The 26,404-nt window shown below is 61.8% G+C and carries 20 protein-coding genes and 1 riboswitch; of the genes, 12 read left to right on the plus strand and 8 right to left on the minus strand.

The window, feature by feature from the left end:
* Genes lpxA through FBAL_RS05025 form a run of 7 tightly spaced genes read left to right on the plus strand, consistent with a single transcriptional unit; the run spans position 1 to position 10,345 of the window.
* Complete coding sequence (gene lpxA, locus FBAL_RS04995) at positions 1-771, plus strand: acyl-ACP--UDP-N-acetylglucosamine O-acyltransferase (RefSeq protein WP_013344479.1); 771 nt, start codon at positions 1-3, stop codon at positions 769-771.
* A gap of 17 nt (positions 772-788) precedes the next feature.
* Positions 789-1,967 (plus strand): lipid-A-disaccharide synthase, encoded by a 1,179-nt coding sequence (gene lpxB, locus FBAL_RS05000; protein ID WP_013344480.1) that lies wholly within the window; start codon positions 789-791, stop codon positions 1,965-1,967.
* Positions 1,964-2,539 (plus strand): ribonuclease HII, encoded by a 576-nt coding sequence (gene rnhB / locus FBAL_RS05005; protein WP_013344481.1) that lies wholly within the window; start codon positions 1,964-1,966, stop codon positions 2,537-2,539. Before lpxB ends, rnhB begins: the two co-directional genes overlap by 4 nt.
* A gap of 11 nt (positions 2,540-2,550) precedes the next feature.
* Complete coding sequence (gene dnaE, locus FBAL_RS05010) at positions 2,551-6,048, plus strand: DNA polymerase III subunit alpha (protein WP_013344482.1); 3,498 nt, start codon at positions 2,551-2,553, stop codon at positions 6,046-6,048.
* A gap of 36 nt (positions 6,049-6,084) precedes the next feature.
* Entirely contained in the window at positions 6,085-7,044 is a 960-nt protein-coding gene (gene accA / locus FBAL_RS05015; protein ID WP_013344483.1) for an acetyl-CoA carboxylase carboxyl transferase subunit alpha, read from the plus strand.
* Positions 7,035-8,375 carry a tRNA lysidine(34) synthetase TilS gene (gene tilS / locus FBAL_RS05020; protein WP_013344484.1) on the plus strand — a complete coding sequence of 447 codons (1,341 nt, stop codon included), beginning with the start codon at positions 7,035-7,037 and terminating at the stop codon, positions 8,373-8,375. The genes accA and tilS overlap by 10 nt, the downstream gene beginning before the upstream one ends.
* Positions 8,376-8,401: 26 nt before the next feature.
* Positions 8,402-10,345 (plus strand): cation:proton antiporter, encoded by a 1,944-nt coding sequence (locus FBAL_RS05025; protein WP_013344485.1) that lies wholly within the window; start codon positions 8,402-8,404, stop codon positions 10,343-10,345.
* A gap of 4 nt (positions 10,346-10,349) precedes the next feature.
* Here the strand turns inward: FBAL_RS05025 and FBAL_RS05030 are convergent, their stop codons facing one another.
* On the minus strand, positions 10,350-11,471 hold the full coding sequence (locus tag FBAL_RS05030; RefSeq protein WP_013344486.1) for a patatin-like phospholipase family protein: 1,122 nt from the start codon (positions 11,469-11,471) through the stop codon (positions 10,350-10,352).
* A 121-nt stretch (positions 11,472-11,592) separates the two neighbouring features.
* Positions 11,593-13,305: a proline--tRNA ligase gene (locus tag FBAL_RS05035; protein WP_013344487.1), complete on the minus strand. Its 1,713-nt coding sequence runs from the start codon at positions 13,303-13,305 to the stop codon at positions 11,593-11,595.
* Between the two features lie 163 nt (positions 13,306-13,468).
* On the opposite strand from FBAL_RS05035, the gene FBAL_RS05040 reads away from it, so the two are divergent.
* On the plus strand, positions 13,469-15,061 hold the full coding sequence (locus FBAL_RS05040; protein ID WP_013344488.1) for a CHASE domain-containing protein: 1,593 nt from the start codon (positions 13,469-13,471) through the stop codon (positions 15,059-15,061).
* Here FBAL_RS05040 and FBAL_RS05045 read toward each other — a convergent pair.
* The 6 genes from FBAL_RS05045 to FBAL_RS05070 all read right to left on the minus strand — a co-directional run bounded on the left by FBAL_RS05045 (position 15,058) and on the right by FBAL_RS05070 (position 21,696).
* Positions 15,058-15,675, minus strand: coding sequence for an acyltransferase (locus FBAL_RS05045; RefSeq protein WP_013344489.1), 618 nt, complete (start codon positions 15,673-15,675; stop codon positions 15,058-15,060). The two genes, FBAL_RS05040 and FBAL_RS05045, sit on opposite strands and share 4 nt — an antisense overlap.
* Entirely contained in the window at positions 15,675-16,385 is a 711-nt protein-coding gene (tsaA, locus tag FBAL_RS05050) for a tRNA (N6-threonylcarbamoyladenosine(37)-N6)-methyltransferase TrmO (protein WP_148226704.1), read from the minus strand. Before tsaA ends, FBAL_RS05045 begins: the two co-directional genes overlap by 1 nt.
* The gene (gene rcsF / locus FBAL_RS05055; protein ID WP_013344491.1) at positions 16,372-16,755 is read right to left on the minus strand and encodes an Rcs stress response system protein RcsF; all 384 of its coding nucleotides are present in this window, start codon (positions 16,753-16,755) and stop codon (positions 16,372-16,374) included. The genes tsaA and rcsF overlap by 14 nt, the downstream gene beginning before the upstream one ends.
* Before the next feature lie 48 nt (positions 16,756-16,803).
* Positions 16,804-18,066 carry an amidohydrolase family protein gene (locus tag FBAL_RS05060; RefSeq protein ID WP_013344492.1) on the minus strand — a complete coding sequence of 421 codons (1,263 nt, stop codon included), beginning with the start codon at positions 18,064-18,066 and terminating at the stop codon, positions 16,804-16,806.
* Between the two features lie 12 nt (positions 18,067-18,078).
* Positions 18,079-21,135, minus strand: coding sequence for an amidohydrolase family protein (locus FBAL_RS05065; protein ID WP_013344493.1), 3,057 nt, complete (start codon positions 21,133-21,135; stop codon positions 18,079-18,081).
* Positions 21,136-21,297: 162 nt separating this feature from the next.
* Positions 21,298-21,696 (minus strand): H-NS histone family protein, encoded by a 399-nt coding sequence (locus FBAL_RS05070; protein WP_013344494.1) that lies wholly within the window; start codon positions 21,694-21,696, stop codon positions 21,298-21,300.
* Between the two features lie 334 nt (positions 21,697-22,030).
* On the opposite strand from FBAL_RS05070, the gene FBAL_RS05075 reads away from it, so the two are divergent.
* The 4 genes from FBAL_RS05075 (at position 22,031) to FBAL_RS05090 (ending at position 26,349) form a co-directional block, all read left to right on the plus strand.
* The gene (locus tag FBAL_RS05075; protein ID WP_013344495.1) at positions 22,031-22,780 is read left to right on the plus strand and encodes an electron transfer flavoprotein subunit beta/FixA family protein; all 750 of its coding nucleotides are present in this window, start codon (positions 22,031-22,033) and stop codon (positions 22,778-22,780) included.
* Positions 22,780-23,706, plus strand: coding sequence for an FAD-binding protein (locus FBAL_RS05080; RefSeq protein WP_013344496.1), 927 nt, complete (start codon positions 22,780-22,782; stop codon positions 23,704-23,706). Before FBAL_RS05075 ends, FBAL_RS05080 begins: the two co-directional genes overlap by 1 nt.
* Positions 23,707-23,828: 122 nt before the next feature.
* Positions 23,829-24,026, plus strand: a riboswitch (Lysine riboswitch).
* An 80-nt stretch (positions 24,027-24,106) separates the two neighbouring features.
* Positions 24,107-25,693 (plus strand): Na+/H+ antiporter NhaC family protein, encoded by a 1,587-nt coding sequence (locus tag FBAL_RS05085; RefSeq protein WP_013344497.1) that lies wholly within the window; start codon positions 24,107-24,109, stop codon positions 25,691-25,693.
* 77 nt (positions 25,694-25,770) lie between these two features.
* Positions 25,771-26,349, plus strand: a complete 579-nt coding sequence (locus FBAL_RS05090; RefSeq protein WP_013344498.1) for a thymidine kinase — start codon at positions 25,771-25,773, stop codon at positions 26,347-26,349.
* Positions 26,350-26,404: the final 55 nt, after the last annotated feature.

The following is a 26,404-nucleotide window of genomic DNA, read 5'->3' on the forward strand; positions in this document are numbered from 1 at the left end:
GTGATTGATGCTACTGCCGTCGTTCATCCGGACGCGAAAATCGGAAATAACGTCACCATCGGAGCCTTCTGCTACATCGGCGCCGACGTGACCATTGGCGACGACACCTGGCTGAGCAGCCACGTGGTGATTAAGGGCCCGACCACCATTGGTAAGGGCAACAAGTTCTTCCAGTTCTGCTCCATCGGTGAAGAGTGCCAGGACAAGAAGTACGCGGGTGAAGCCACCCGCCTGGAGATTGGTGACAACAACGTATTCCGCGAGTGTTGCACCGTTCACCGTGGCACCATCCAGGATGAAGGGCTGACCAAGATCGGTTCTGACAACCTGTTTATGGCTTATACCCACGTGGCGCACGACTGTGTTGTGGGCAACCACGTGATTCTGGCCAACAACGCTTCCATCGCCGGCCACGTAAAAGTGGACGACTGGGCGATCCTCGGTGGCATGACCGGTGTACACCAGTTTGTGCACATCGGTGCCCACGCCTTCACCGCCGGCTGCTCGCTGGTGCTGCAGGACGTGCCGCCCTACGTGATGGTGTCCGGCCAGAGTGCGGCACCTCGCGCCACCAACAGCGAAGGTCTGAAGCGCCGCAACTTCTCCAAAGAAGCGGTACTGGCCATCCGTCGTGCGTACAAACTGCTGTACCGCAGCGGCCTGACCACCGCCGAAGCCCTGCCGCAGATCCGTGAGCTGGCTGAGGAACATCCGGAAGTGGCCATCATGGCTGACTTCGTGGAGAGCTCCAGCCGCGGCATTGTGCGCTGAACGATGAGGAGAGACGCTTGCGTCCATTAACCATCGGAATCGTCGCCGGAGAACTCTCCGGCGATATTTTAGGTGCTGGCCTGATCCAGGCGATTCGCGCGCGTCATCCTGACGCGCGCTTTGTTGGTATTGGCGGCCCGCGCATGATTGAGCTGGGCATGGAGAGCCTCTTCCCGATGGAAGACCTCGCCGTGATGGGCCTGGTTGAGGTGCTGGGCAGCTTGCCCCGCCTGCTGCGCATCAAGCGCGAACTGGTGGCGCACCTCAGCGAGCTCAACCCCGACGTCTTTGTCGGCATCGATGCCCCCGATTTCAACCTGCGCATTGAGAAGATCCTGAAGCAGCGTGGTATCCCCACGGTGCATTACGTCAGCCCCTCGGTCTGGGCCTGGCGCCCCAAACGCATCTTTAAAATCGACGCCGCCACCGATCAGGTGCTGGCGTTGTTGCCGTTTGAAAAGGCGTTCTACGACCAGTACCAGGTAAGCTGTGAGTTTGTCGGCCACACCCTGGCCGATGAGATCCCGCTGGTCAGCGCGCAGGCACCGGCCCGGGCCGAGCTCGGCCTGCCGGAGCAGGGGCAGGTGCTGGCTCTGCTGCCGGGCAGCCGGGGCGGAGAGATGAGCCGGCTCGGCCCGGACTTTATCCAGGCCGCCGCGGTGCTGAAGCAGCGCCATCCGGCGCTCACCATCGTGGTGCCGCTGGCCAACGAGCATCGCCGCGCCCAGTTTGAGCAGCTTCTGGCCAACTGCCCGGAGCCGCCGGAGCTGACTTTGGTGGACGGCCACTCGCGCAGTGTGATGGCTGCCAGTGACGTCATTCTGCTGGCCTCAGGCACCGCCACGCTGGAAGCGATGCTGGTCAAACGCCCTATGGTGGTGGCCTACAAGGTGGCGCCGCTCTCCTATCAGTTGGCCAAGCGACTGATGCTGATTGACCGCTTCAGTCTGCCCAACCTGCTGTCGGGCGAGAAAGACCTGGTGCCGGAGCTGATCCAGCACGACTGCACCGTCGACAACCTGGTGGCGGAAGTGGAGGCCAAGCTGGCGATGGACCCGGCCCCGCTTTTGGCGCGCTTTACCGAACTGCACCAACAGATCCGGCTGGACGCCTCAGAGCGTGCCGCCGATGCGGTATTGGCGCTGGTGCCTGAGCGGCCGCAACCGGAACCTGCCAACAGGGAGCAAACCGCATGAGCCGCCTGATTGCCGGTGTCGACGAGGTGGGTCGCGGCCCACTGGTTGGGGACGTGGTCACCGCTGCGGTGATCCTTGATCCCAACAACCCCATTGAGGGGCTGCGAGACTCCAAGAAACTCAGTGAAAAGCGCCGGGAGGCGCTTTACCATGAGATCCGGGAAAAGGCCCTGGCCTGGTGCGTGGCCCGTGCCAGCGTGGCTGAGATCGACCAGCTGAACATCCTGCACGCCACCATGCTGGCGATGCAGCGCGCCGTTGCCGGATTGCCGGTTCAGCCGGATTTTGTCAGGGTTGACGGCAATCGCTGCCCGGACTTTGGCGGCATTGGCGCCGAAGCGTTGGTGAAGGGGGACGACAAAGAGCCCGCCATCAGTGCCGCGTCCATCCTGGCCAAGGTCACCCGGGATGAGGAGATGAAAGCGCTGGATCAGCGCCATCCCCAGTACGGTTTTGCCAACCACAAAGGCTACCCGACCGCAGCCCACCTTGCTGCGTTGGCGGAGCATGGTGCTCTGCCGGAACATCGCACCAGTTTTAAACCGGTCCGGCGCGCGCTGGGCCTGGAGTAACGACACACGCCATGAGCGAACCCAAATTTATCCACTTGCGGGTCCATTCCGACTTCTCCATGGTCGATGGCCTGGCCAAAGTCGGCCCCCTGCTGAAGCGGGTGGCCGAGTTGGGCATGCCCGCCGTGGCCCTGACCGATCAGACCAACCTGTGTGGCCTGGTGAAGTTCTACAGTGGTGCCCACGGCAGCGGCATCAAGCCGATCATTGGCGCCGACTTCTGGATGCTGAGCCCCCTGCAGGGCGACGAACAGTCGCGCCTGGTGGTGCTGGCGATGAACAACACCGGCTACGCCAACCTGACCGAGCTGATCTCCCGCGCCTACCTGCGCGGCCACGTTGATCACCGTCCGGTGATCGATCGGGAGTGGCTGGAGGAGCTGGGTGAAGGGCTGATCCTGCTGTCCGGCGCCAAGGACGGGGAATTGGGTAAGGCCCTGGTTAAGGGCAACCTGGCCATGGCCCGTGAGATCGCGTCGTTCTACCAGACCCACTTCCCGGACCGCTACTACGTCGAGCTGCACCGCACCGGCCGCGCCGACGATGAGAGCTACCTGCACAGCGCGGTGGATTTTGCCGATGAGATGGGGCTGCCGCTGGTGGCCACCAACGAAGTGGTGTTCCTGCAGAAGGAGGATTTTGAGTTTCACGAGATCCGGGTCTGTATCCACGATGGCTACCCGCTGGATGATGCCCGTCGCCCGCGACTCTACTCTGAGCAGCAGTACCTGCGCAGTGAGGAGGAGATGTGTGAGCTGTTTGCCGACATCCCCGAGGCACTGCAAAACAGTGTGGAGATCGCCAAGCGCTGTAATGTCACCGTGCGACTGGGCGAGTACTTCCTGCCCGACTTCCCCACCGGCGACCTCAAGATTGAGGACTTCCTGGTTAAGGTCTCGGAAGAGGGGCTGGAGGAGCGTCTTGAGTTCCTGTTCCCGGACCCGGAAGAGCGCGCGGCCAAGCGACCGGCATACGATGAGCGCCTCAAGATCGAGCTTGAGGTGATCAACAACATGGGCTTCCCGGGTTACTTCCTCATCGTGATGGAGTTTATCCAGTGGTCCAAGGACAACAACATCCCCGTGGGGCCGGGGCGGGGCTCCGGTGCCGGCTCTCTGGTGGCCTACGCGCTCAAGATTACCGACCTCGACCCGCTGGAATTTGACCTGCTGTTCGAACGTTTCCTTAACCCGGAACGGGTCTCCATGCCCGATTTCGACGTCGACTTCTGTATGGATCGACGGGACGAGGTGATCGAGCACACTGCGGAGCTGTATGGCCGTGACGCGGTATCCCAGATCATCACCTTCGGCACCATGGCGGCCAAGGCGGTGGTGCGGGATGTGGGTCGGGTGCTGGGCCACCCGTTCGGCTTTGTTGACCGGATCTCCAAGCTGATCCCCGGCGACCCGGGCATGACCCTGGCCAAAGCCTTTGAGGTGGAGCCACAGCTGCAGGAGGTGTACGACGGGGATGAAGAGGTTCGTACCCTGATCGACATCGCCCGCAAGCTGGAGGGCACCACCCGAAACGCCGGTAAACACGCCGGGGGCGTGGTTATCGCGCCGACCAAGATCACTGATTTCGCGCCGCTCTACTGCGACGACGAAGGTAAGCATCCTGTTACCCAGTTCGACAAGAACGACGTGGAAACCGCCGGTCTGGTTAAGTTCGACTTTCTGGGTCTGCGCACCCTGACCATCATCCAGTGGGCACTGGATATGCTCAACCCGGCGCTGGAGGCCAAAGGCAAAGCGCCGGTGCGGATCGAGTCGATTCCGCTGGATGACCCCAGAAGCTTCGAGTTGCTGCAACGCTCTGAAACCACTGCGGTATTCCAGCTCGAATCCCGCGGTATGAAGGAGCTGATCAGCCGCCTTAAGCCGGACTGCTTCGAAGATATGATCGCACTGGTGGCCCTGTTCCGTCCGGGGCCGCTGCAGTCGGGCATGGTGGACAACTTTATCGACCGTAAGCACGGTCGTGAGGCGATCTCCTACCCGGATGAAACCTGGCAGCACGAGAGCCTGAAACCGATCCTGGAGCCGACCTACGGCATCATTCTCTACCAGGAACAGGTGATGCAGATCGCCCAGGTGCTGTCCGGCTACACCCTGGGTGGCGCGGACATGTTGCGCCGTGCGATGGGTAAGAAGAAACCCGAGGAGATGGCCAAGCAGCGGGCCACCTTCGAAGAGGGCGCCATCGCCAACGGCGTGGATGGCGAACTGGCGATGAAGATCTTCGACCTTGTGGAGAAGTTCGCCGGTTACGGCTTCAACAAATCGCACTCCGCCGCCTACGCTCTGGTGTCTTACCAGACCCTGTGGATGAAGACCCACTTCCCGTCCTACTTTATGGCGGCGGTGATGTCGGCGGATATGGACAACACCGATAAGGTGGTGACCCTGGTGGACGAGTGCAACCGCATGGGTCTGCCGGTGCTGCCGCCGGACGTGAACCAGGGTCTGTACAAGTTCAACGTTAACGAGAAAGAGGAGATCGTCTACGGCATCGGCGCCATTAAGGGCGTGGGTGAAGGCCCGGTGGACGAGATTCTGGCGGCCCGTGAGCGCGGCGGAAAATTCCTCGACCTGTTTGATTTCTGCAACCGGGTGGACCTGAAGAAGGTCAACCGGCGCACCATTGAAAAACTGATCCTGGCGGGCGCCATGGACAACCTCGGCCCGCGTTTGCCCGACGGTGCCCCGCACCGTGCCAGCCTGATGGCGACGCTGGAAGAGGCGATGAAGTCCGCTGCCCAGAACGCCCGCAACCTGGCTCAGGGCATGGATGACCTGTTTGGTACCCTGACCCCGGAACCGGAGCAGGCGCACCACTCCTTTGTCAAAGTGGCGCCCTGGTCTGATAAAGAGTGGCTGGATGGTGAGCGGGAAACCCTCGGGTTGTACCTCACCGGCCACCCGATCAACCAGTATCTGAAAGAGCTTAAAAAGTTCACCGCGGGACGACTCAAGGATGTGTCTCCCACCGGCCGGGGCAAGACCACCCGGGCGGCGGGTCTGGTGATCGCCTCGCGCATCATGATCACCAAACGCGGCAGCAAGATGGGGATCTTTACCCTCGACGACAAATCCGGTCGCCTTGAGGTGATGCTGTTTGCCGAAGGGGTTGAGAAGTATCAGGATCTGCTCACCACCGACCGGGTATTGGTGGTTGAGGGAGAGGTCAGCTTTGATCAGTTCAGCGGTGGCAATAAACTGTCTGCCAAAGAAGTCTTGGATATTGGCCAGGCCCGCGAACGTTACGCGCGGGCATTGATCCTGACCCTGGACCAACAGCAAAGCGATGCGGCCCGACTGGATTCCCTCAAGGCGCTGTTGAAGGAACATGGCGCCGGCGGTTGTCCGGTGCAGATCCAGTACCAGCGACCGGACGCCCACGGGGTGTTTGAGTTGGGCGACCCCTACCGGGTGGTGCCCACCGATGAGTTGCTGAGCGGGCTGAAAAAGCTGTTTGGGTCGGACAAGGTAACTGTGGCATTTTAACGGGTGGGGCGGCGGCCCCCCGAAAAGAGTATTGGTATGAGCCTGGAATTTCTGGAATTTGAACACCCGATCGCGGAACTGCAAGCCAAGATCGATGAGCTGAAAAACGTCTCCCAAAATGGCGATCTGGACCTGGATCTGCAAAAGGAGATCTCCCAGCTGGAGGAGAAGCGCGAAGGTCTGACCCGCAAAATCTTCGCCTCCCTGGAGCCGTGGCAGGTGGCCCAAATGGCCCGTCACCCGCTGCGCCCCTACACACAGGATTACGTTGACGCCCTGTTCACCGATTTCGATGAACTGTGCGGTGACCGCGCCTTCGCCAACGACGAAGCGATCATCGGTGGTACCGCCCGCTTTAATGGCCAACCGGTGATGGTGATTGGCCACCAGAAGGGGCGTGACACCAAAGAGAAGATCCGCCGTAACTTTGGTATGCCGCGTCCGGAAGGTTACCGCAAGGCGCTGCGCCTGATGGAGATGGCCGAACGGTTCCGCATGCCGATCATCACCTTTATCGACACTCCCGGTGCCTATCCGGGCGTGGGTGCGGAAGAGCGCGGCCAGTCCGAAGCGATCGCCCGCAACCTGAAAGTGATGGCGGGCCTGAAAGTGCCGACCATCTGCACCGTAGTGGGTGAAGGCGGTTCCGGTGGCGCGCTGGCCATTGGCGTGGGGGACCGGGTTAACATGCTGCAGTACTCCACCTACTCCGTGATCTCCCCGGAAGGCTGTGCCTCCATCCTGTGGAAGGATGCCGGTAAGGCGGCGCTGGCGGCCGAAGCGATGGGCATTACCGCTGAGCGTCTGCACGAGCTGGGCCTGGTGGACAACGTGATCCGCGAGCCGATGGGCGGCGCGCATCGCGATATCCCCGCCATGGCCGAACAGCTGCGTGTCCGTCTGGAAGAGGACCTGGCCGTGCTGCAGGGGTTGGACCTGGATACCCTGCTGGCTCAGCGTTATGAGCGCCTGATGGGGTACGGTTATTGTCGCTGACGGCCCCTCTGGCGCGGCTTGAGGCCGCGCTGGCCGAGGCCCTCAAGCCCCACCTCGCCACCACTGGCCGCATCCTGCTGGCCTACAGTGGCGGGGTCGATTCTGAACTGCTCGCCGTTTGCCTGGCCCGATGGGCCGGGCAGTGTGCGTCTCCCCCCGTCTCCCTGATCCATATCCATCACGGCCTGTCGGCCTATGCCGACCAGTGGGCCGGGCATTGTGCTGCCCGGGCCAAAGCGCTGGATCTGCCCATCGAGGTGGTGGCGGTGCAGCTGCAACGCGGTCCTCGCATCAGCATTGAAGCCAGTGCCCGCCAGGCCCGTTATGACGCGTTCCGGGCCCGCCTTGGGCCCAACGACCTGCTGCTGACGGCACATCACCTGGATGACCAGGCCGAGTCGCTGTTGCTGGCCCTCAAGCGTGGCAGCGGTCCGCGCGGGCTGTCTGCCATGGCGGCGCAACAGGCGCTGGGGCAGGGCAGGATGGTCCGGCCCTGGCTGGGGCTGCGACGGGCGGAGATCGAGGCCGCGGCGGCTCAGCTGGGTGTGGAACACATCGAAGACGACAGCAACGCCGACACCCGCTTTGACCGTAACTTTCTGCGACATCAGGTGCTGCCACAGCTGAACCAGCGTTGGCCCGGTTTCAGTCAGGCGGTGGTGCGCAGTGCCGCACTGTGCGCTGAACAGCAGCAGCTGTGTGATGAACTGGCAGAGGCCGACCTGCTTACCCACCAACGGGATGATGGTGCCCTGTCAGTCACGGCGCTGGCCGCCCTGTCGGCGCCACGGCGCAACAACCTGCTGCGCTTCTGGCTCCGTCAGCAGGGGGCCCTGATGCCATCGCAGCTGCAGATGGCGGCGATGGCGCCCCTGTGGCAGGCGCGCGAGGATGCTCAGCCGCAACTGGATTGGGGTGAACATTCGCTGCGCCGGTTTCGCGATGGCCTTTATCTGGCGACTCCCCAGCCCGCGCTGAGCGTGGCGCAAGAGTCGCTCTCTCTGTCTGCCCCGACCCAACTGGCTAACGGTCAGTGCTGGCGCTTTATTGAAAGCGCTCAGGGGCCAAGGTTGCGGTCACCGGCCCCCGGTCAGCAAGTGTCGGTGCGCTATGGTTTATCCGGTACCGTCAGATTAAAACCGGCAGGCCGCAGCGGTTCACGCCCGCTGAAGAAGTTGTGGCAGGAGCAGGGTGTGCCGCCCTGGCTGCGCGGGCGGGTTGCCATGCTTTGTTATGATGACGAGGTGGTCGCCGCGCTGGGTTACTGGCTCGAAGCCGCTGCACTGTGCGAGGATGGAACCGGCTGGGTGCCCCAGCTGGCACACGAATAACAGACGGACAAGGAGATGGGCTAGGGATGGATCACGGCTGGCTTGAAGTGGGATTGGCAATGGCCGCGATGGCGGTCCTGGCCTTGTGGTTGTGCCGCCGATTGGGATTGCCGGTGATTCTGGCCTGGTTGGGCCTGGGGCTGTTGGCCGGGCCACAGGGGCTGGATTGGCTGGCCACGGAGCAGATCCACCTGGTGGCGGAACTGGGCATCGTGTTCCTGATGTTCTCGCTGGGTCTGGAGTTCTCTTTGCCCCGACTCTGGGCCATGCGCAGCCGGGTGTTTGGTCTGGGTTCCGCTCAGGTGTTGATCACCGGCGGACTGGGGTGGCTGATTTCACTGGCGCTGGGCATTGAGCTGCGCTCGGCGCTGGTGGTGGGGGCCGCGATTGCCCTCTCCTCTACCGCTATTGTCCTGAAACAACTGGATGAGCTGGGCTGGCTGAACCGCCGCCACGGCGAACTGTCCGTCAGTATCCTGCTGTTCCAGGACCTCGCCGTTATCCCCCTGTTGATCGTCATCCCTATGCTGGGCTCCGACAGCGCCGGTACCGCCCTGATGGCGGAGCTGGGGTGGGCGCTGCTCAAGGGGTTGGCGTCCTTTGCCATCCTGTTGTGGGCCGGGGGATACCTGTTGCCACGGCTGTTTGATGAGGTGGCGCGCTCCCGCTCCGACGAACTCTTTGTGCTGACCACCCTGGTGGTGGCGCTGGCCACCGGCTTTATCACCCTGTGGCTGGGGCTGTCGATGGCACTGGGGGCGTTCCTGGCCGGTATGCTGCTGGGGGAAAGCCAGTATCGTCAGCAGCTGGAAGCGGACATTCGCCCATTCCGGGATCTGTTGATGGGATTGTTCTTTGTCTCGGTCGGCATGCTGCTGGATCTGACGCTGGTGGTCGACCACGCGCCGCTGCTGTTGGCACTGGTGGTTTCCGTGATCATCGGTAAGACCGCCGTGATCATGGCACTGGGGGTAATCAGCGGTGAGAAATATAAGGACGCCCTGGCCACCGGGCTGTGTTTGGCCCAGATCGGCGAATTCAGCTTTGTATTGATTGGCCTGGCGCTGACCTGGCAGGTGCTGGACCCGACGCTGGCCAACCTGCTGGTGGTCACTGGGGTGATCTCGATGGCGTTGGCCCCGAGTCTGATTAACCGCTGCCTTGACCTGGCCAAGCGCCTGATTGGGCAGGGGCATCAGTGGACCACGGATCCGGAAGAGGATCTCTCGTTACCGCGGGAAGACCACGTTGTGCTGCTCGGCTACGGTCGGGTGGGGCAGACCATCGCCCGCTTTTTGCGTCGTGAAAGCATCCCCTATACCGCCCTCGACCTCGACCCCATCCGGGTTCGCGAAGCCCGCCTGGGGGGCGAACCGGTGATGTTTGGTGATGGCAGCCGGGCGGACATCCTGAAGGAAACGGGCATTACCCGGGCCAAGCTGGCGGTGATCACCTTCGATAATCGCCGGGGCATCTTTAATCTGCTGGACTGCATTCGCGACCTGGCACCGGATTGCCGCATCCTGGTGCGAACCCGGGATGACGACACCTTGATGGCGCTGGAGCAGGCCGGTGCCGATCAGGTGATCCCCGAAAGCCTCGAGGGCAGCCTGATGCTGGTGTCTCAGGTGCTGTACCAGCTGGGCGTGCCGTTGCCGGTGATCCTGAAACGGCTGGAGCGGGAACGGCGACGTCACTACCGCACTCTGCACGGGTTCTTCTCCGGTGAAGAGGGGGTCACGGAGCAGCTGCACGGGGTGACTCTGCCAGAAGGTGCCTGGGCAGTGGGACGATCGCTCTCCAAGGTGTCACTGACCCACTGGCAGGTCAGCATTGAGGGGGTGCAACGGGAGCGGGAGCGACTGGAAGCGCGCGAGGACCTGGTGCTGGCTCCGGGCGATACCCTGCTGTTGATGGGCGCCTCCAGCAAACTGGAGCGGGCGGAGCGGCGGCTGCTGGACGGCTACTGAAGCACTACAGGTCGAAGAAGTACTTGAGCTCGCCCTTGCGGGCGAGCGCGTCGTGGTAGCCCAACTCAATCAGTTCACAGCAGTAGGGCGCCTCAAACATCAGGTAGCTCAACAGGCTCGAATCACTGTCCTTCTGAACGCCGATGGTGCGCAGCAGCAGCCGTACCGGCGTCGGCAGCGTCCGGTAGTGACGCCGGGCGATCTCATCCAGGTCCCGCGAGGGCTTAATCACCAGAGTTTCAATCGGCTTGAGCGGCTGGCTCTGTCGCTGGTCCGGTGGGATCAGCGACAGCGACCGGTTGATCCGTTCCAGACGCTCCAGGTCGGAGTTGAGGGTATCGGAGAACACGGTATCCAACAGATGCCCGGCAATCTCACTGGTGGCCGGGGCCCGGTGGCGTTGAGCCATGGTCTGGCGTCCGTGTGGGCTGTCGAGGTTGACCACCAGCAGGCGGCTGGCGCCAAGGTGAATCGGGGGGCTCAGCGGCGAGAGCTGCAATACCGAACCATCGCCGTAGTGGTCATCCCCCAGGCGCACCGAGGGAAAGATCAGGGGGATGGCGCTGGAGGCCATCAGGTGATCAATGCTGAGCTGGGTGGGCTCGCCGCGCCGGCGAAAGCGTTGCCAGGGCAGCAGGCTGGGGTCGCCCTGATAGAAGTTCACCGAGCAGGGGTCGTGGTAGCGGCTGACGGATAGGGTGATGGCCCGCAGATAGCCACCCTGAATGTGCCGGTCCAGCCGCTCCAGCGGCAGGACGCGTTCCAGCAGGGCGCGCAGCGGCCGGTTATCAAACAGGCTCGGAGGGCGTCCGGCCAGGCGCCGGCCCAGGGCGAGGTGACCAAAGTGTTTGGCCATGCCGAGGCTGTCAGCGCGGTAGACCTGGTGGGTGGAGAAGTTTTCCCAGACCCACTCCAGCTTACGCACCCCAAGGTGGAAGCAGCTGGCAAAGCAGGCCAGGGTGGCGGCATTGATGGCCCCGGCAGAGGTGCCGCACAGAATCGGAAAGGGCAGGCCATGGTTGCGGGGATAGAAACTGGCGATCGCCTTAAGCACCCCAACCTGATAGGCCGCACGGCCACCGCCACCGCTCAGTTGTAACCCGTACTGGTTGTGCTTTGATGCCATCGTTTCCCGCTAACTCACTCCCTGATAACGAAATTCTAGGCGTTTTTTTGGCCAGGTGGAACGGCATAAAAAAAACCAGGGCCGAAGCCCTGGTCAGTCGTTAGCGGGGGAAACGCGCCGTTCAGGCGAATTTGCCCTTGAAGAACTCCACCACCTGGTCGATGGCCAGTTCGGATTTCTCGCCGGTCTTGCGGACCTTGTATTCCACGTTGCCGTCGTCGATGCCACGGTCGCCAATCACGATGGTGTGCGGGATGCCGATCAGTTCGTGGTCGGCAAACATCACGCCGGGGCGCTCTTTACGGTCATCGAACAGCACTTCAATGCCCGCTGCGGTCAGTTCGGCGTACAGCTTCTCAGCCAGCTCGGCCACGCGGTGGGACTTGTGCATGTTCATCGGCAGGATGGCCACCTGGTAGGGGGCGATGGCGTCCGGCCAGATGATGCCGCGATCGTCGTGGTTCTGCTCAATGGCAGCGGCCACGATGCGGGACACGCCCACGCCGTAGCAACCCATGATCAGCGGGGTGGCTTTGCCGTTCGGGTCCAGTACGGTGGCGTTCATGGACTCGGAGTACTTGGTGCCCAGCTGGAAGATGTGGCCCACTTCGATGCCACGGGCGATCTTCAGGGTGCCATTGCCACAGGGGCTCAGGTCACCTTCCACCACGTTACGCAGGTCGGCCACTTCCGGCAGCGCCACGTCGCGCTCCCAGTTGATGCCAAAGTAGTGCTTACCGTCGATGTTGGCGCCGGCGCCAAAGTCGTTCAGGGTGGCGACAGAGCGGTCAACGATAACCGGGATCGGCAGGTTAACCGGACCCAGGGAGCCCGGGCCAGCGCCGATGGCGGCACGGATCTCTTCTTCGCTGGCGAAGGTCAGCGGGGCAGCCACCAGCGGCAGTTTCTCCGCTTTGACTTCGTTCAGCTCGTGGTCACCGCGCACCATCAGGGCCACCAGCTCGTGCTCAGCGCCTTCGACGGCTTTAACGATCAGGGTCTTAACGGTCTTCTCGATGGCCAGGTCAAACTGCGCCACCAGCTCAGCGATGGTTTTGGCGTTCGGGGTGTCCACCAGAGTCATCTCCTGGGTGGCTTCACCGCGCTCACCCAGAGCCAGCGCTTCCGCTTTTTCGATGTTGGCGGCGTAGTCGCTTTCGGTGCTGTAAGCGATGGCGTCTTCACCGCTCTGAGCCAGTACCTGGAACTCGTGGCTGTGGCTGCCGCCGATGGCGCCGGTGTCGGCCAGTACCGGACGGTAGGCCAGGCCCATGCGCTCGAGGATGCGACAGTAGGCGTCGTACATCGCCTGGTAGGTCTCATCCATGGTTTCCTGATCCAGATGGAAGGAGTAGGCGTCCTTCATCAGGAACTCACGGGCACGCATGACACCAAAGCGCGGACGACGCTCGTCGCGGAACTTGGTCTGGATCTGGTACAGATTGATCGGCAGCTGCTTGTAGGATTTGATCTCGTTGCGAACCAGATCGGTGATCACCTCTTCGTGGGTCGGGCCCAGAACGAAGTCGCGGTCGTGACGGTCTTTCAGGCGCGCCATTTCGGCACCCATGTCGTCCCAGCGGCCGGTTTCCTGCCACAGGTCAGCCGGCTGAACCACCGGCATCAGGGTTTCTACGGCACCGGCCCGGTTCATCTCTTCGCGAACGATATTTTCCACTTTGCGCAGCACGCGCAGACCGCTTGGCAGCCAGGTGTACAGACCGGCAGCAAGTTTACGGATCATACCGGCGCGCATCATCAGCTGATGGCTGACGATTTCCGCGTCGGAGGGGGTCTCCTTCATGGTGGAGATCAGGGTTTGGCTGGTACGCATTGTTGTGGGATCCAACTGCAGAAAAGTAGCCGAGTATTTTATCAATTCAATGGGACAAGTCTATCGCCCTGAATCACCTATCGGGGCCGACAGTATGGCGTTCTGCAACGCCGTCTCCTACTCTGAGACCCATGACATGGATGTTCCAAGGCTAAGGATAGTTGTGCACCGTTCTGTCTCCCTGTTGATCATCGCCGCGCTCGGCTGCGCCCTTTCGTTCTGGGCGGCGCACCGCATCGCCCAATCGGAACAGTCGCTGCTGGAGGAGGAGTTCCGCCACAGCGCTGACAATCAGGCGCAGATGCTGCGCTGGCACCTCAGCTCCCTGTACGACACCCTGAACCAACTCGGGGTGTTGTTTGAGGGCTCAGAAAACGTCAGTCCGGAAGAGTTTGCCCGGGTGGCTGAGGGGATGCTGTCGCGCCATCGCGAGATTCAGGCGCTGGAGTGGGTGCCTGCGGTGCCCCAGTCCCAACGCGCCGGGATGGAGGCGATGTGGCGTAAACGTTACCCGGGCTTCAGCTTCAGTGAACGGCAGCACGGTGTGATGGTCGAGGCCCGTCCCAGGCTGATGTATTACCCGGTGTACTATGTCGAGCCATTTTCCGGCAATGAGCGCGTCTTTGGTTTTGACCTTGGCTCAGAACCGATTCGCCTGAAGACGCTGATGGCCGCACGAGACCGCGGGCGGTTACTGGCGTCGGAGCCCATCCATCGGGTTCAGGGTGGCCAGGAGCGCACTGCCACTCTGGTGATGCTGCCGGTATACCGTGGCTTGCCCGGCACCCTGGCCAATCGGCGGGCGAATCTGATGGGGTTTGTGCTGGGGGTGTTTCAGATAGAGAAACTGGTGCAGGCGGTGTTTTTTAACCGGGCCCACAGTCGCATCGATTTTCGTTTGTTTGATGACACTGCCGATGGTGCGGCGCTGGCGACGGTGGGGGGCTTTGATGACAGTATGGCCGACTGGAGTTATGACCAGCCCCTGCCCGATGTTGCGGGACGCCAGTGGCGTCTTCAGGCCCGTCCCCAACCCACATTTTTCCGTGACCAGCGCTCGTTGTTGCCTTGGATGGTGGGATTGGGTGGCCCAATCCTTATCCTGATTCTGACCAGCATGGTGTACCAGATGCGTCAGCGTAACCTGGCCATTGCCGCCTTGGTGGAGCGTCGCACCGAGGAGTTGGACGAAGCCAATCGCAAACTGATTCAACTGACCCTGACCGACAGCCTGACCGAGGTGGGCAACCGCCGCCAGTTCGACCAGTGGCTCAGTTCGGAGTGGGACGCCGGCCGGCGCAGTGGACGGCCATTAACCCTGATGCTGGTGGACGTGGATTACTTTAAGTCCTTCAACGACAACTATGGCCATCGTGCCGGGGATAAAGCGTTGCGGTGCATCGCTGCCACCCTGCGGGAGCGTTTACACCGGCCCCGGGATCTGGTGGCGCGATATGGGGGGGAGGAGTTTGCCATCCTGCTGCCCGAGACGTCAGACAATGTGCCCTTACTGGCTCAGGCACTGTGTGATGCGGTGGCGGAGCTGGGGATTCGCCATGAATGTGGTGGCGAGACCGGGGTGGTGACCGTCAGCATCGGTGTGGCGACGCTGGTGCCTGCGGTAGAGCAGCAGGCGGAGCATCTGGTGGAGCTGGCGGATCAGGCGTTGTACCGGGCCAAGGCCGAGGGACGAAACCGGGTGATCAGCTATGGCGGCCAGGTGCACCTGCAACTGGCCCCCGGCAGCCCGGCTTAATCGTCGCGGCGGTCGCCAATAATCCGCGCTGGACTGCCCGCCACCTTGGCGTAGGCCGGAACATCCCGGGTGACCACGGCTCCCATGCCGATAATGGCGTGATCGCCGATGCTGACCCCATCCACAATGCCCGCCCGGGCACCAATCCACACATCCTTACCGATGGTCACCCCTTTGGAGCTCACCGCCTGTTGGTACAGCGGCTTATCCAGTGCCATGCCGTGGTTAAAGGCGTAGATGGTGACGCCATGGGCGATGCGGGTCTGCTCGCCGATGCGGATGCCGGCGCGGCCCCCGTCCAGGCTGCAACCGTGGTTGATGCTGACCTCACCCTCGATATGGATGGGGCCGTGGAGAAAGCAGCCTGCGGCGATCATGGTCTGCCGACCGATGTAGACCGGCCGGCCCGGTTCGGCGAACAGGGCCAGATCCGGCGCGATAAAGCAGTCCGGCTCAATGGTGACGGTTTCCAGTGCCGCCAATCGGGCCTGAATCTCCGCCTGCCAGGGCTCCGCCCAGGCCCGGTGCTTGGGTTTGAGCCGGTAATAGAGCCAGGGCATCCAGGCCAGGCGGCGCTGGTGCTGGGCCCGGTAATCCTCAGGAGCTAATGCCATCACAACCGCACCACGGCACAGACGCTGTTCACCTCATCCTTAACCTGCCAGCGCAGGTCCCAGTCATACAGTTGCACGCCGTAGACCCGTTCCGGTTCCGCCTGCTGGTAGGCAGGGCGCGGGTCCTGGGCCAATACCTGCCGGGCCAGCTCGGTAAAGCCGGGTTGCTGACGCTCCGCTTCCGCCAACTGCGCTTCCGCCTGGGGCTGCACCGTCATGGTCATCTGCGCCGGGGGCTCCTGAGCGTAACCGCCCTGGGCGTCCGGGTGGGCGTCGGAGTAGGGGATATAGGGCTTGATGTCGTAGATGGGCGTGCCATCCAGCAGGTCGATGCCGGACACCTCGAGATAGTGTTGTTTGCCCTGCTGGCCGATACCGTGCAGTCGCACCACCGAGAGCCCCAGACCGTTGGGGCGGAAGGTGGCGCGGGTGGCGAAGACGCCCAGTCGGGTATTGCCGCCCAGCCGGGGCGGCCGCACCATCGGTTTCCAGCCCTGGGCCTGGTTTTCATGGAAGCCCCAGATCAGCCACAGGTGGGAGAACTGCTCCAGCCCTTTGAGGATCTCCGCCCGGTTGCACTCCCCCTGCAACAGCAGGCGACCGATGGCCGCCGGCACCAGGTTAGGCTGGCGCGGAATGGCAAATTTTTGGCGATAGGGGGATTGGCAGAGCGCCACCGGGCTCAGCAGGTGACCCTCACTCATCGACATTGCCCTGCTTGATGGCCTGGCCATAACAGGCCCGGGCGGCAACACAGCCGGGTTGCTCCTCCAGCGCCAGGCACTGGTGCAGGCGAACCGCATCGGCCCCAAGCTTGCCCGCTTGCAGACGCATATCGGTGCGGGCGTCGGCGTCATTGGCCGGCACATCGCGGTTGTCGCTTTGGCAGCTTATCCCCTCCACCAGGCCCAATACGGTGGCATTGCCGATGGGGGTGTCGGCACTGAGCAGGGCCACCTGGCTGGGGGCAAAATACTGCTCAAAATTGTCGCGACTGAGGTTGGAGTTGATGGCGTAATCGCCAGCGCAGCCGGTTAACAGCAGGGCAGTAACCGAAAGGGAGAGGAGATAACGGGGCATAGGCTCAGTTGAGTGACCAAGGTATGCCCCGATTGTATCAAGCTTTTGTTAGCGTTGACGGTACTTTTGGTAGAGGCGCTGGTGGCGGTTGTCGAGGTCGACGGCGCGCCCCTCCAGGTAGAGGCCGGTGACGTTGCCCTGGCCCATATCGAGCAGGTCGCCGTCACTGATCACCAGGCTGGCACGCTGGCCCACCGCCAGGGTGCCCATCCCTTCCACCCCAAGCAGGCGGGCCGGCACCTCGGTGATGGCACTGAGCGCCACCTCGGCGGGCAGGCCGTAGGCCACCGCCTGTCCGGCGGCAAAGGCCAGGTTGCGGCTGTCCCAGCTGCCGGTCCAGGCCAGCGCCAGGGTGATGCCCTTATCGTGCATCAGGCCCGGCAGGGCGAAGGCGTGGTCGTAGGGTTCGTCGATACGACGGGGCAGGCCGTTGGCGTGGGTGTAGATCACCGGCACCTCCATGGCCACCAGTCGCTCGGCAACGTGCACGGCGTCGTAGCCCCCCACGATAACCGCCGGGAATCCATATTGCTCAACCAGATCCAGTGCCTGCTCAATCTGGCGGGCGTCATTGGCGTGGATAAACAGGGTCAGCTGGCCTTCGAACAGGGGACGCATCGCTTCCCAGCGGGTGTCCACTGGCAGGCTGCCATCCTGGGCCTGGTGGTAGCGTTGGGCGGCTTCAACGCTTTGGTAGAGCTCATCCAGTCGCGCCTCGCGCTGCTGCTGAGTGGCTTTGCGCTCTTCGACATCCCCCTGGGGCAGGTCGGCACGGGGCCAGTACAGATGCAGGCCGGTGTCCTGCTGTACCAGGCTGTCATGCAGGTTCCAGCCATCCAGTGCCACCAGCGCGGAGCGACCGGCCAGCAGGTCACCTTCCGGCACCAACTGGGCGTAGCCGATGCCATTGCGGCGGACCGTCGGGATCACCTCGGAGTCCGGGTTGAAGGCCACACTGGCACGCAGTTGCGGGTTGTGATCACCCACTTCGTAGGTGTCCACGGTGCTGCGGACCATGCCGATCTCGCGCAGACCGAGCTGGCTGTCCAGTGCGATCAGGGCGGGGTAGAGATGGTGGCCCGAAAGGTCAATCACTTCGGCATCGGCCGGGGCGTCCAGAGTGGGGCCCACCGCCTGGATAACGCCGTCGGCGATCAGCAGGTCGCCCTGGGGCAGCACACCCTGGCTGACGGTGTGCAGAGTGGCGCCCTTAAACAGCACCACACCGCTCTCCTTGGCCGGGATCAGGTCGTGGGCCTGGGCCGGGATAAGGCTGGCCAGCAGGGCCAGCGATAGGGTCAGAAATCGCATGTTGCGGGCTCCTTAGTGGTGATGCATGACCAGGCGGCCATTAACAAAGTGGCTGACGGAGTCGCAGTGCCACTCCGGTGTCTCCTCCGGGGTGACATCGAGGTCACCGCTGCCGGCGGGCGCATCGTCGGCCAGCAGCTTCTGCAGCAGGGCCTGGCGCTCGTCACTGAGGCGTCGGCGCTCGGCCAGGTCGCGCTGGCGGTCGAAGTAGGGCTTGCCGGCAATCCAGGTGGTTTCGGCGCGGGCATAGACCGACAGCGGATTTCCACTCCACAGCACCAGATCCGCCTGCTTGCCTTCGGCGATGGAGCCGACTAGGTGATCAATCTTGAGCTGTTGGGCTGGGTTGATGGTGATCATCTTCCACGCTTCCTCCGGGCTCATATCGCAGTACATCACCGATTTGGCGGCTTCCTGATTCAGTTTGCGGATCAGGTCGCGGCTGTCGGAGTTGATGCTGGTGTTCACCCCCTGTTCGGTCATGATGCAGGCGTTTTGCGGAATGGCGTCGTACACCTCGAACTTGTACGCCCACCAGTCGGAGAAGGTGGATGCGGTGGTGCCGGCGGCCGCCATCTCCCGTGCCACTTTGTAGCCTTCGAGGATGTGGGTGAAGGTCTGCACCTTGAAGTCCATCTCTTTGGCCAGATCGAGCAGGGCGATGATTTCGGACTGCACGTAGGAGTGGACGTGGATATGGCGGTTCTCCTCCAGAATCTCCGCCAGGGCATCCAGACGATAATCCGGGCGCGGCGCCAGGGTGCGGCGTTGGGCACTGCGGCTCAGGTCGTCATAACGCTGCTGGGCAGCGCGATACTCGCGGGCGGCCTGGAAGGCGTCGCGATACAGCGCCTCCACCCCCATCCGGGATTGCGGGTAGCGGGTGACGTAGTCATCGCCCCAGTTGGACTGCTTGACGTTCTCCCCCAGTGCGAACTTGATGCTGGGCGGTGCAGCGTCGAACTTCAGCCCTTCGGCATTCTCGCCCCAACGCAATTGAATGGTCTGGGCTTGCCCGCCAATGGGGTTGGCGCTGCCGTGCAGCAGCTGGGCGGTGGTCACGCCGCCGGCCAGGGCACGGTAGATGTGGATGTCGCTGGGGTCGAGGATGTCGCCGATGCGCACCTCGGAGGTGATGGCGTCGGACCCCTCGTTGGTGCCCCCATACAGGGCGATGTGGGAGTGCTCGTCGATGATGCCAGCGGTCAGATGTTTGCCGGTGCCGTCGATGACCCGGTAACCGCGGGGCGTCTCCAGGTTTTTCCCCACTTCACGAATGCGGCCATCGCGCACCAGCACATCGGTGTCGGTGAGGATGCCACGCTCGTCACTGGTCCAGACCGTGGCGTTTTGAATATGAAGGTTTTCAGCCTGGGGCAGGGCATCCAGACCATAGGCCCGGTTGGGCAGGGTGACGCGACTGACGTACTCCGGACGGTCGGATTCGGGATCCGCTTGTGCGGTACTCTCTGCTTTGCTCTGGCTGGTCAGGGCCAGAGCCTGGCGCTGGCCATCCGGCAGCAACAGGGTGCCATTCAGCCCGCCGCTGGACGGCGAGAGGCTGAGCACACTGATGCCGGGGTAGCCCAGGGCATCCAGTCGAACCTTACCATTGAGCTGGTATGGGTTGACGTTAACGTCAAACAGCTCAAGGCTGGCTTCGCCACTGGAGAGGGAAGCGCTCAGCTCGTCCTGATTCTCCACCAGCAGGCTCAGTTCATTGTCGTCCAGCGTCAGGGCAAACTGGCCGAGATAGGGCGGAGTGTGGTCCACCTCAAGCGGATGATATTGCCCCTGCAGATAGAGCGCCTGCAATTGGCCATCGGCAAACAGATCGCCTTTGGCCACTACCAGATCGGCGCGGTAACCCGGCGCGATTTTGCCAGCCTGGTCGGCAATGCCGGTGATTCGGGCCGGCACCGTGGTCAGGGCGGCCAGTGCATCGTCAGCGCTGAGGCCATGCTCGATGGCGGTTTTCAGGCGCGGCCAGAACTGGTCCGCTTCAATGCCGTATTGGGTCAGCGCAAAGGGCAGGCCAGCTTCGGCAACGGCGGCCGGGTTGCCCGGGGTGCGTTCCCAGTGGCGCAACTGACGCAGACTGATGTCCAGCGCATCACCGCTGCTGTCGAGACTGGGTTTGGCGGCCTGTTTAAGAGGCAGAATCAGGGTGGCATTCCAGCGGCTCAGATCAGCCAGGCGTTCAAACTCCAGACCGGTGCCCAGCAGCGCAGGCTTGACCTCGAACTCACCCAGCAGGCGCAGGGCGCGGAGGGTGTCATCGGGATGGTAACTGGTGAACACCACCTGCTGCTCAGGCAGGTTGGCCAGTGGCGCGAGGCTTTGCTGGGGTTCCAGTTCGGTGATGAGTCCCTTTTCTGATTGGGCCTGATACCAGCGGGCATCGGAAAGCGTCTGTCGAATCAGCGCCATTGAGCCCATGATGGAGGCCGGGTACTCCTGATAGCCGCTGCCCCGGTCAAAACTGATCTGGTGGGCGCCGTCGCTGCGATAGATCAGCGGGTGGTTCTCTTTATCGGCCAGAGAAACGGTGACGGCCTGGCCGCGGAACACCCCATCCTGAATGCTGCTTTGTACCGCAGTGAACCCATTATTACGCCATTGCCCGGCGCTGTCGTCGGGCTGAAAGTGTTCGGCCCAGCGCATCTCACTGTGAACGGAACTGTTGTAATGACGGGCACCAATGGGTTCGATTTGATATATCGGGCCGTCATCCGGTGCGCCGGGGTATTCCCAATCAAGACCATAATCCGCGTAGGGATCAATAAAGCCCGGATACAGGGTATAGCCGGTCATATCGACTTGATAGGCACCATCGGGGATGGATACGCGTCGGGAAACGGCGCGGATAATGCCGTCTTCAATCAGGATTGTGGCGTTATCCAATACCTTGCCAGGTTCGGTAACAATTCGAGCGTGGGTCAGTGCGGTAAGGCTGGGGGTTTTATCCCGTATCCCTAATTCAGGCTGGGTTTGATTGGCATATCCGGAGAAACTGATAACACTCAGTCCCGTCAGGACACCCAATACCCAATGTCGTTCCACAACCATGTGGTACTCCCAGTTCTAATTATTGGTTAGGTAAGGGGAGGCATTATCTGGTGTGGGCTGTAAGCTTGGCAACCGTTACGTTACAAACGAGCCATATAAAATGTAACGTTGGGTAAAACGAAAAACGGCCGCCGAGGCGACCGTTTTAACTCAGGGCAGCAATCAGCCCTTGATCAGGAACTCTTCCAGAGAGTGGCCGGCGTCCAGCTTCTCTTTGATGGCCTTGGGGGTGCGGCCCTGGCCGGTCCAGGTGATGTGCTCACCGTCTACGGTGATTTCATACTTGGGCGGACGCGGCGCGCGCTTTTTACGCGGCGCAGCTTCGGTCAGCACATTCAATTCTTCCAGGCTGATACCATCTTCAGCCAGTTGCTTACGGATCGCTTCAATTTTAGCAATGCGCTCGGCATTGGCGGCATTTTCAGCGGCCAGCTCTTCTTCACGCTCTTCTGCAATCTTCTGCATCTTGGCGATGACTTCCTGCAGTTCGTCCAGGGTCAGACCCTTTAATTGCGCTTTCAGACGACGACCGTGGGTCAGGATCTCAAGAAACTCTGCCATATTGCTTAAACCTTTTCGATGAACACAGGGAGGGTCAATTAATACTACCTGATTATAATAGTGTCATTTAGAAAAGAAAGGGCATTTTTTTACTGAGTTTTTCATTACTGTGCTGCAAATAAGTTTCCAAATTAATACTCCCGGTCTTATTCAGGCCCGGTTCAAAATTCAACAGGCGGCAATAGGGGGGTAATTTGACCCCGATATATATTGAGTTGCAGCCGGATAAGGCCGATAAAGCAAGGGTTGCAGCGCCATGTTGACGTTTACGTTAACAGAAAGTAGAGTGGCCCGAGGATTGCGGCACTGTGCCGGTACGCAATAAGGACTGACAATGAAGATTCTCGTTCCCGTTAAGCGGGTGGTCGACGCTAATGTAAAAGTTCGCGTCAAAGCGGATGAATCCGCTGTGGAGCTGGCCAACCTGAAGATGGCCCTCAACCCCTTCTGTGAGATCGCGGTAGAAGAAGCGGTTCGACTGAAGGAGCAAGGCAAAGCCAGCGAAGTGGTGGTGGTTTGCATCGGCCCGAAAGCGGCTCAGGAGCAGTTGCGTACCGCGATGGCACTGGGTGCTGACCGGGCGATTCAGGTGGAAACCGATCAGGAGCTGGTTCCATTGTCTGTGGCCAAGCTGCTGAATGCCATCGTGCAGAAGGAGCAGCCGGAGCTGGTGCTGCTGGGTAAGCAGTCCATCGACGGTGACAACAATCAGACCGGCCAGATGCTGGCGGCGCTGATGGGTGCGGGCCAAGCCACTTTCGCCTCCGAAGTGAGTGTTGTCGATGGTGGCGTTCAGGTGGTGCGTGAAATTGATGGCGGCCTGCAAACCGTCAGCCTGAAGCTGCCGGCGGTGATCACCGCTGACCTGCGCCTCAATGAGCCGCGCTACGCCTCCCTGCCGAATATCATGAAAGCCAAGCGCAAACCGCTTGAGGTGGTCAGCGTTGATGACCTGGGTGTGGCGCTGGGCGAGCACCAGAAGGTGCTGAAAGTGGCGGCCCCGAGTGAGCGTCAGGCCGGTGTGATGGTGGGCTCAGTGGAAGAGCTCGTGGACAAGCTGAAAAACGAAGCGAAGGTGGTGTAATGGCGATTCTGGTAATTGCAGAGCTGGATGGCCAGCTCAAGGCGGACACCGCCAAGGTGGTTCATGCGGCTCAGGCCATCGGCGGTGATGTGCACCTGCTGGTGGCGGGTCATCAGGTTGCGGATGCGGCTCAGGCCGGTGCAGCGCTGGCTGGGGTTACCCAGGTGCTGGTGGCGGACGATGCCCGTTTCGAACACGGTCTGGCGGAAAACCTGGCGGACCTGATCGTCAGCCTGGGTCGTGACTACAGCCACATCCTGGCCGCCGCGTCGGCTCAGGGTAAGGATGCGCTGCCCCGCGCGGCTGCGCTGCTGGACGTGTCGATGTTGTCCGACGTAGTGGCGGTGGAGTCTGCGGACACCTTTATCCGTCCCATCTACGCGGGTAACGCGATGGCCACCGTACAGTCGCTGGATGCCATCAAGGTGATGACCATCCGTACCGCCGCGTTTGATGCGGTGGGCGAGCAGGCGGCTGCACCGGTTGTGGCGGCCAGCGGCGGTGCCGATACCGGTCTGACTCAGTTTGTGGGTCTGGAGCGCATTGAATCCGAGCGTCCGGAGCTGGGTGCCGCCCGCGTGGTGGTTTCCGGTGGTCGTGGCGTTGGCAGTGGCGAGAACTTCGCTCTGATCGAAGCGCTGGCGGACACCCTGGGTGGCGCTGTGGGCGCATCCCGCGCCGCTGTGGATGCGGGCTTTGTGCCGAACGATTACCAGGTGGGTCAAACCGGTAAGATCGTTGCGCCGGAGCTGTATGTGGCAGTGGGGATCTCTGGTGCCATTCAGCACCTGGCCGGGATGAAGGACTCCAAGGTGATCGTCGCGATCAACAAGGACCCGGAAGCCCCGATCTTCCAGGTGGCCGATTACGGTCTCGAGGCGGACCTGTTTGAGGTTCTGCCGCAGCTGACCGCACAGCTGGCCTAAGCGAACACGCCGGCCCACTCTGTGAGCTGGATCACAATCTGGTGGCATTCTCTGGCGCGACGGTATGCCGTTGTGGTTAGAATGCCGCCGTTGTGTTGCTCATTCGGGCAATGCAACTGCCTAAGTAAGGTAGAGGCGCACCGCCTATCAGTCCTCCGGAGTAGGGTGATTCCCGTTTATCCCGGACAAAAGGAGTCGGTGCCGAAGTGCGAAGGGCGTCATCCCGTCGTGCTGGGGTCGTATCGAATAGGTCCGACACTGCCATAGTAATCTCTGTCAGGACGACAGCAGTGGGTTTACTATGGAGCGCTACTGAAAGGACGGTGGATCACTTCTCATATCCCCCCGCGGTATCTATTGCCGTGTCAGTTGCCTCCATCTCATAACGACGACAATAAAGATGGTTTCCATGCAATTCGCCAATACGGCGTTCGCGCTGCTGCCGCCGGTAGTGGCCATTCTGATGGCGGTAATCACCCGCCGGGTTCTGCTTTCACTGGGTGTGGGTATCCTGCTGGGTGCCCTGATGTACAACGGCTTCGCGCCGATGGCGACCCTCTCTGATATCGCCGACCGGGCCATTGGCCTGGTGATCGACGATGGCGCTCTGGAATCCTGGAACGTCCCGCTGATCGGCTTCCTGTTCGTACTGGGTATGACCATCGCCGTGATCAACGTGACCGGCGCTGCCAAAGCCTTTGCCCGCTGGGCCCGTCAACGGGTGAAAACCCGCCGTGATGCCCGCCTGATGACCATGATGCTGGGCTTCATCATCTTTATCGATGACTACTTCAACACCCTGGCCGTGGGCTCCGTGGCCAAGCCGGTGGCGGATGACCACAAGATCTCCCGCGAAGAGCTGGCCTACGGGGTGGACTCCACCGCTGCGCCGGTGTGCGTGATGGCGCCGATCTCCTCCTGGGGTGCCTACATCGTTGGTTTGATTGGTACCGTGTTTGCTGCCCGCGAAATCACCGAATTCAGCGCCCTGAACGCGTTCCTGCAGATGATCCCGATGAACCTGTACGCCCTTACCGCTCTGGCATTGCTGGCGTGCGTTATCGTGTTCAACCTGCAGATCGGGCCGATGGCCAAGGCCGCGCAGCGCGCCACCGAAACCGGTGAGCTGTGGGATGACAGCAAGGGCCTGCCGCCGGGCGCCGATCTGGACCTGCCGGAAGCGGATAACGGTTCCATTTGGGGCCTGCTGCTGCCGATCCTGGCACTGGTCGCGTCCTCCGTTTACTTTATGCTGGCCACCGGCGCTGCCAACCTGGGCGATGAGCCGTTCACCGTAATGGCGGCTCTGGAAAATACCGACACCACCATTGCGCTGTTCTACGCCGCGCTGGTGAGCCTGGTGGTGGCTTTGGCCACCGCGTTCTACCAGAAGCTGACTCCGGCCATGATCAGCAAGGCGCTGATCAGCGGCGCCAAGTCGATGCTGCCGGCGGTATACATCCTGCTGTTCGCCTGGACCATCGCGGGCGTGATCCGCGATCTGGGTACCGGCACCTACCTGGCCTCCCTGGTGCAAACCACCATGCCAATGTGGTGTCTGCCGGTGCTGATCTTCCTGCTCTCCGGGGTGACCGCCTTTGCCACCGGTACCAGCTGGGGCACCTTCGCCATCATGCTGCCCATCGCCGCAGATATCGCCATCGCCTCCGAGATGGCCATGCTGCTGCCGCTGATGGCCGCGGTACTGGCGGGTGCGGTGTTCGGTGACCACTGCTCGCCGATCTCCGACACCACCGTACTGTCTGGCACCGGGGCGGGTTGTCACCATATCGACCACGTGTCGACCCAGTTGCCCTACGCGGTGTCTGCCGCACTGATTGCCGGCCTGGGTTACCTGGCCATTGGCATCACCCACTCCGCCATCGCCGGCTTCCTGGTGAGTGCAGTGGCCCTGACGGTCTGGGTACTGGTGATGCGCAGCTACTGTGACCGCACCATCGCGATGCCGAGCGCGTCACAGGCCTAAGCGTTCAGCCCAACCGGCGGTGGTTCTCACCGCCGGTTTTTTATAAACTGGCGCGAACGTTTTTCGGGGGTCTTCACTTGGCACAGCTCTATTTCTACTACTCGGCGATGAACGCCGGTAAATCCACCTCTTTGCTGCAATCCGCGTACAACTATCGTGAACGCGGCATGGTGCCGTTGGTGCTGACTGCCGGCTTGGATGACCGCTATGGCGTGGGCAAGATCACCTCCCGCATTGGCCTGGAGTCAGAAGCGCTGATCTACCGCAGTGAAGACAACCTGATTGAGCTGATCAAAACCGAAGTGGCCAAAGGAGCGGTGCACTGCATCCTGGTGGATGAGAGCCAGTTCCTGACCAAACTGCAGGTGCAGCAATTGACCCATGTGGTCGACAACCTCGACATTCCGGTGCTCTGCTACGGTCTGCGTACCGACTTCCAGGGCGAACTGTTTGAGGGTGCCCAGTATCTGCTGGCCTGGGCCGACAAGCTGGTGGAGCTGAAGACCATCTGCCACTGCGGTCGCAAAGCCAATATGGTGGTGCGGATGGACGCCGAGGGTAACCCGGTGCGTGATGGTGATCAGGTGCAGATTGGCGGTAACGACAGTTATGTGTCGATGTGCCGTACCCACTTCCGTGAGTTGGTCTGGGACTGAGATTGAACTCAAACAGAAAACCGCCCATTGAGGCGGTTTTTTTATGCTCATGTTT

This window comes from Ferrimonas balearica DSM 9799, assembly GCF_000148645.1.
Lineage (GTDB): Bacteria > Pseudomonadota > Gammaproteobacteria > Enterobacterales > Shewanellaceae > Ferrimonas > Ferrimonas balearica.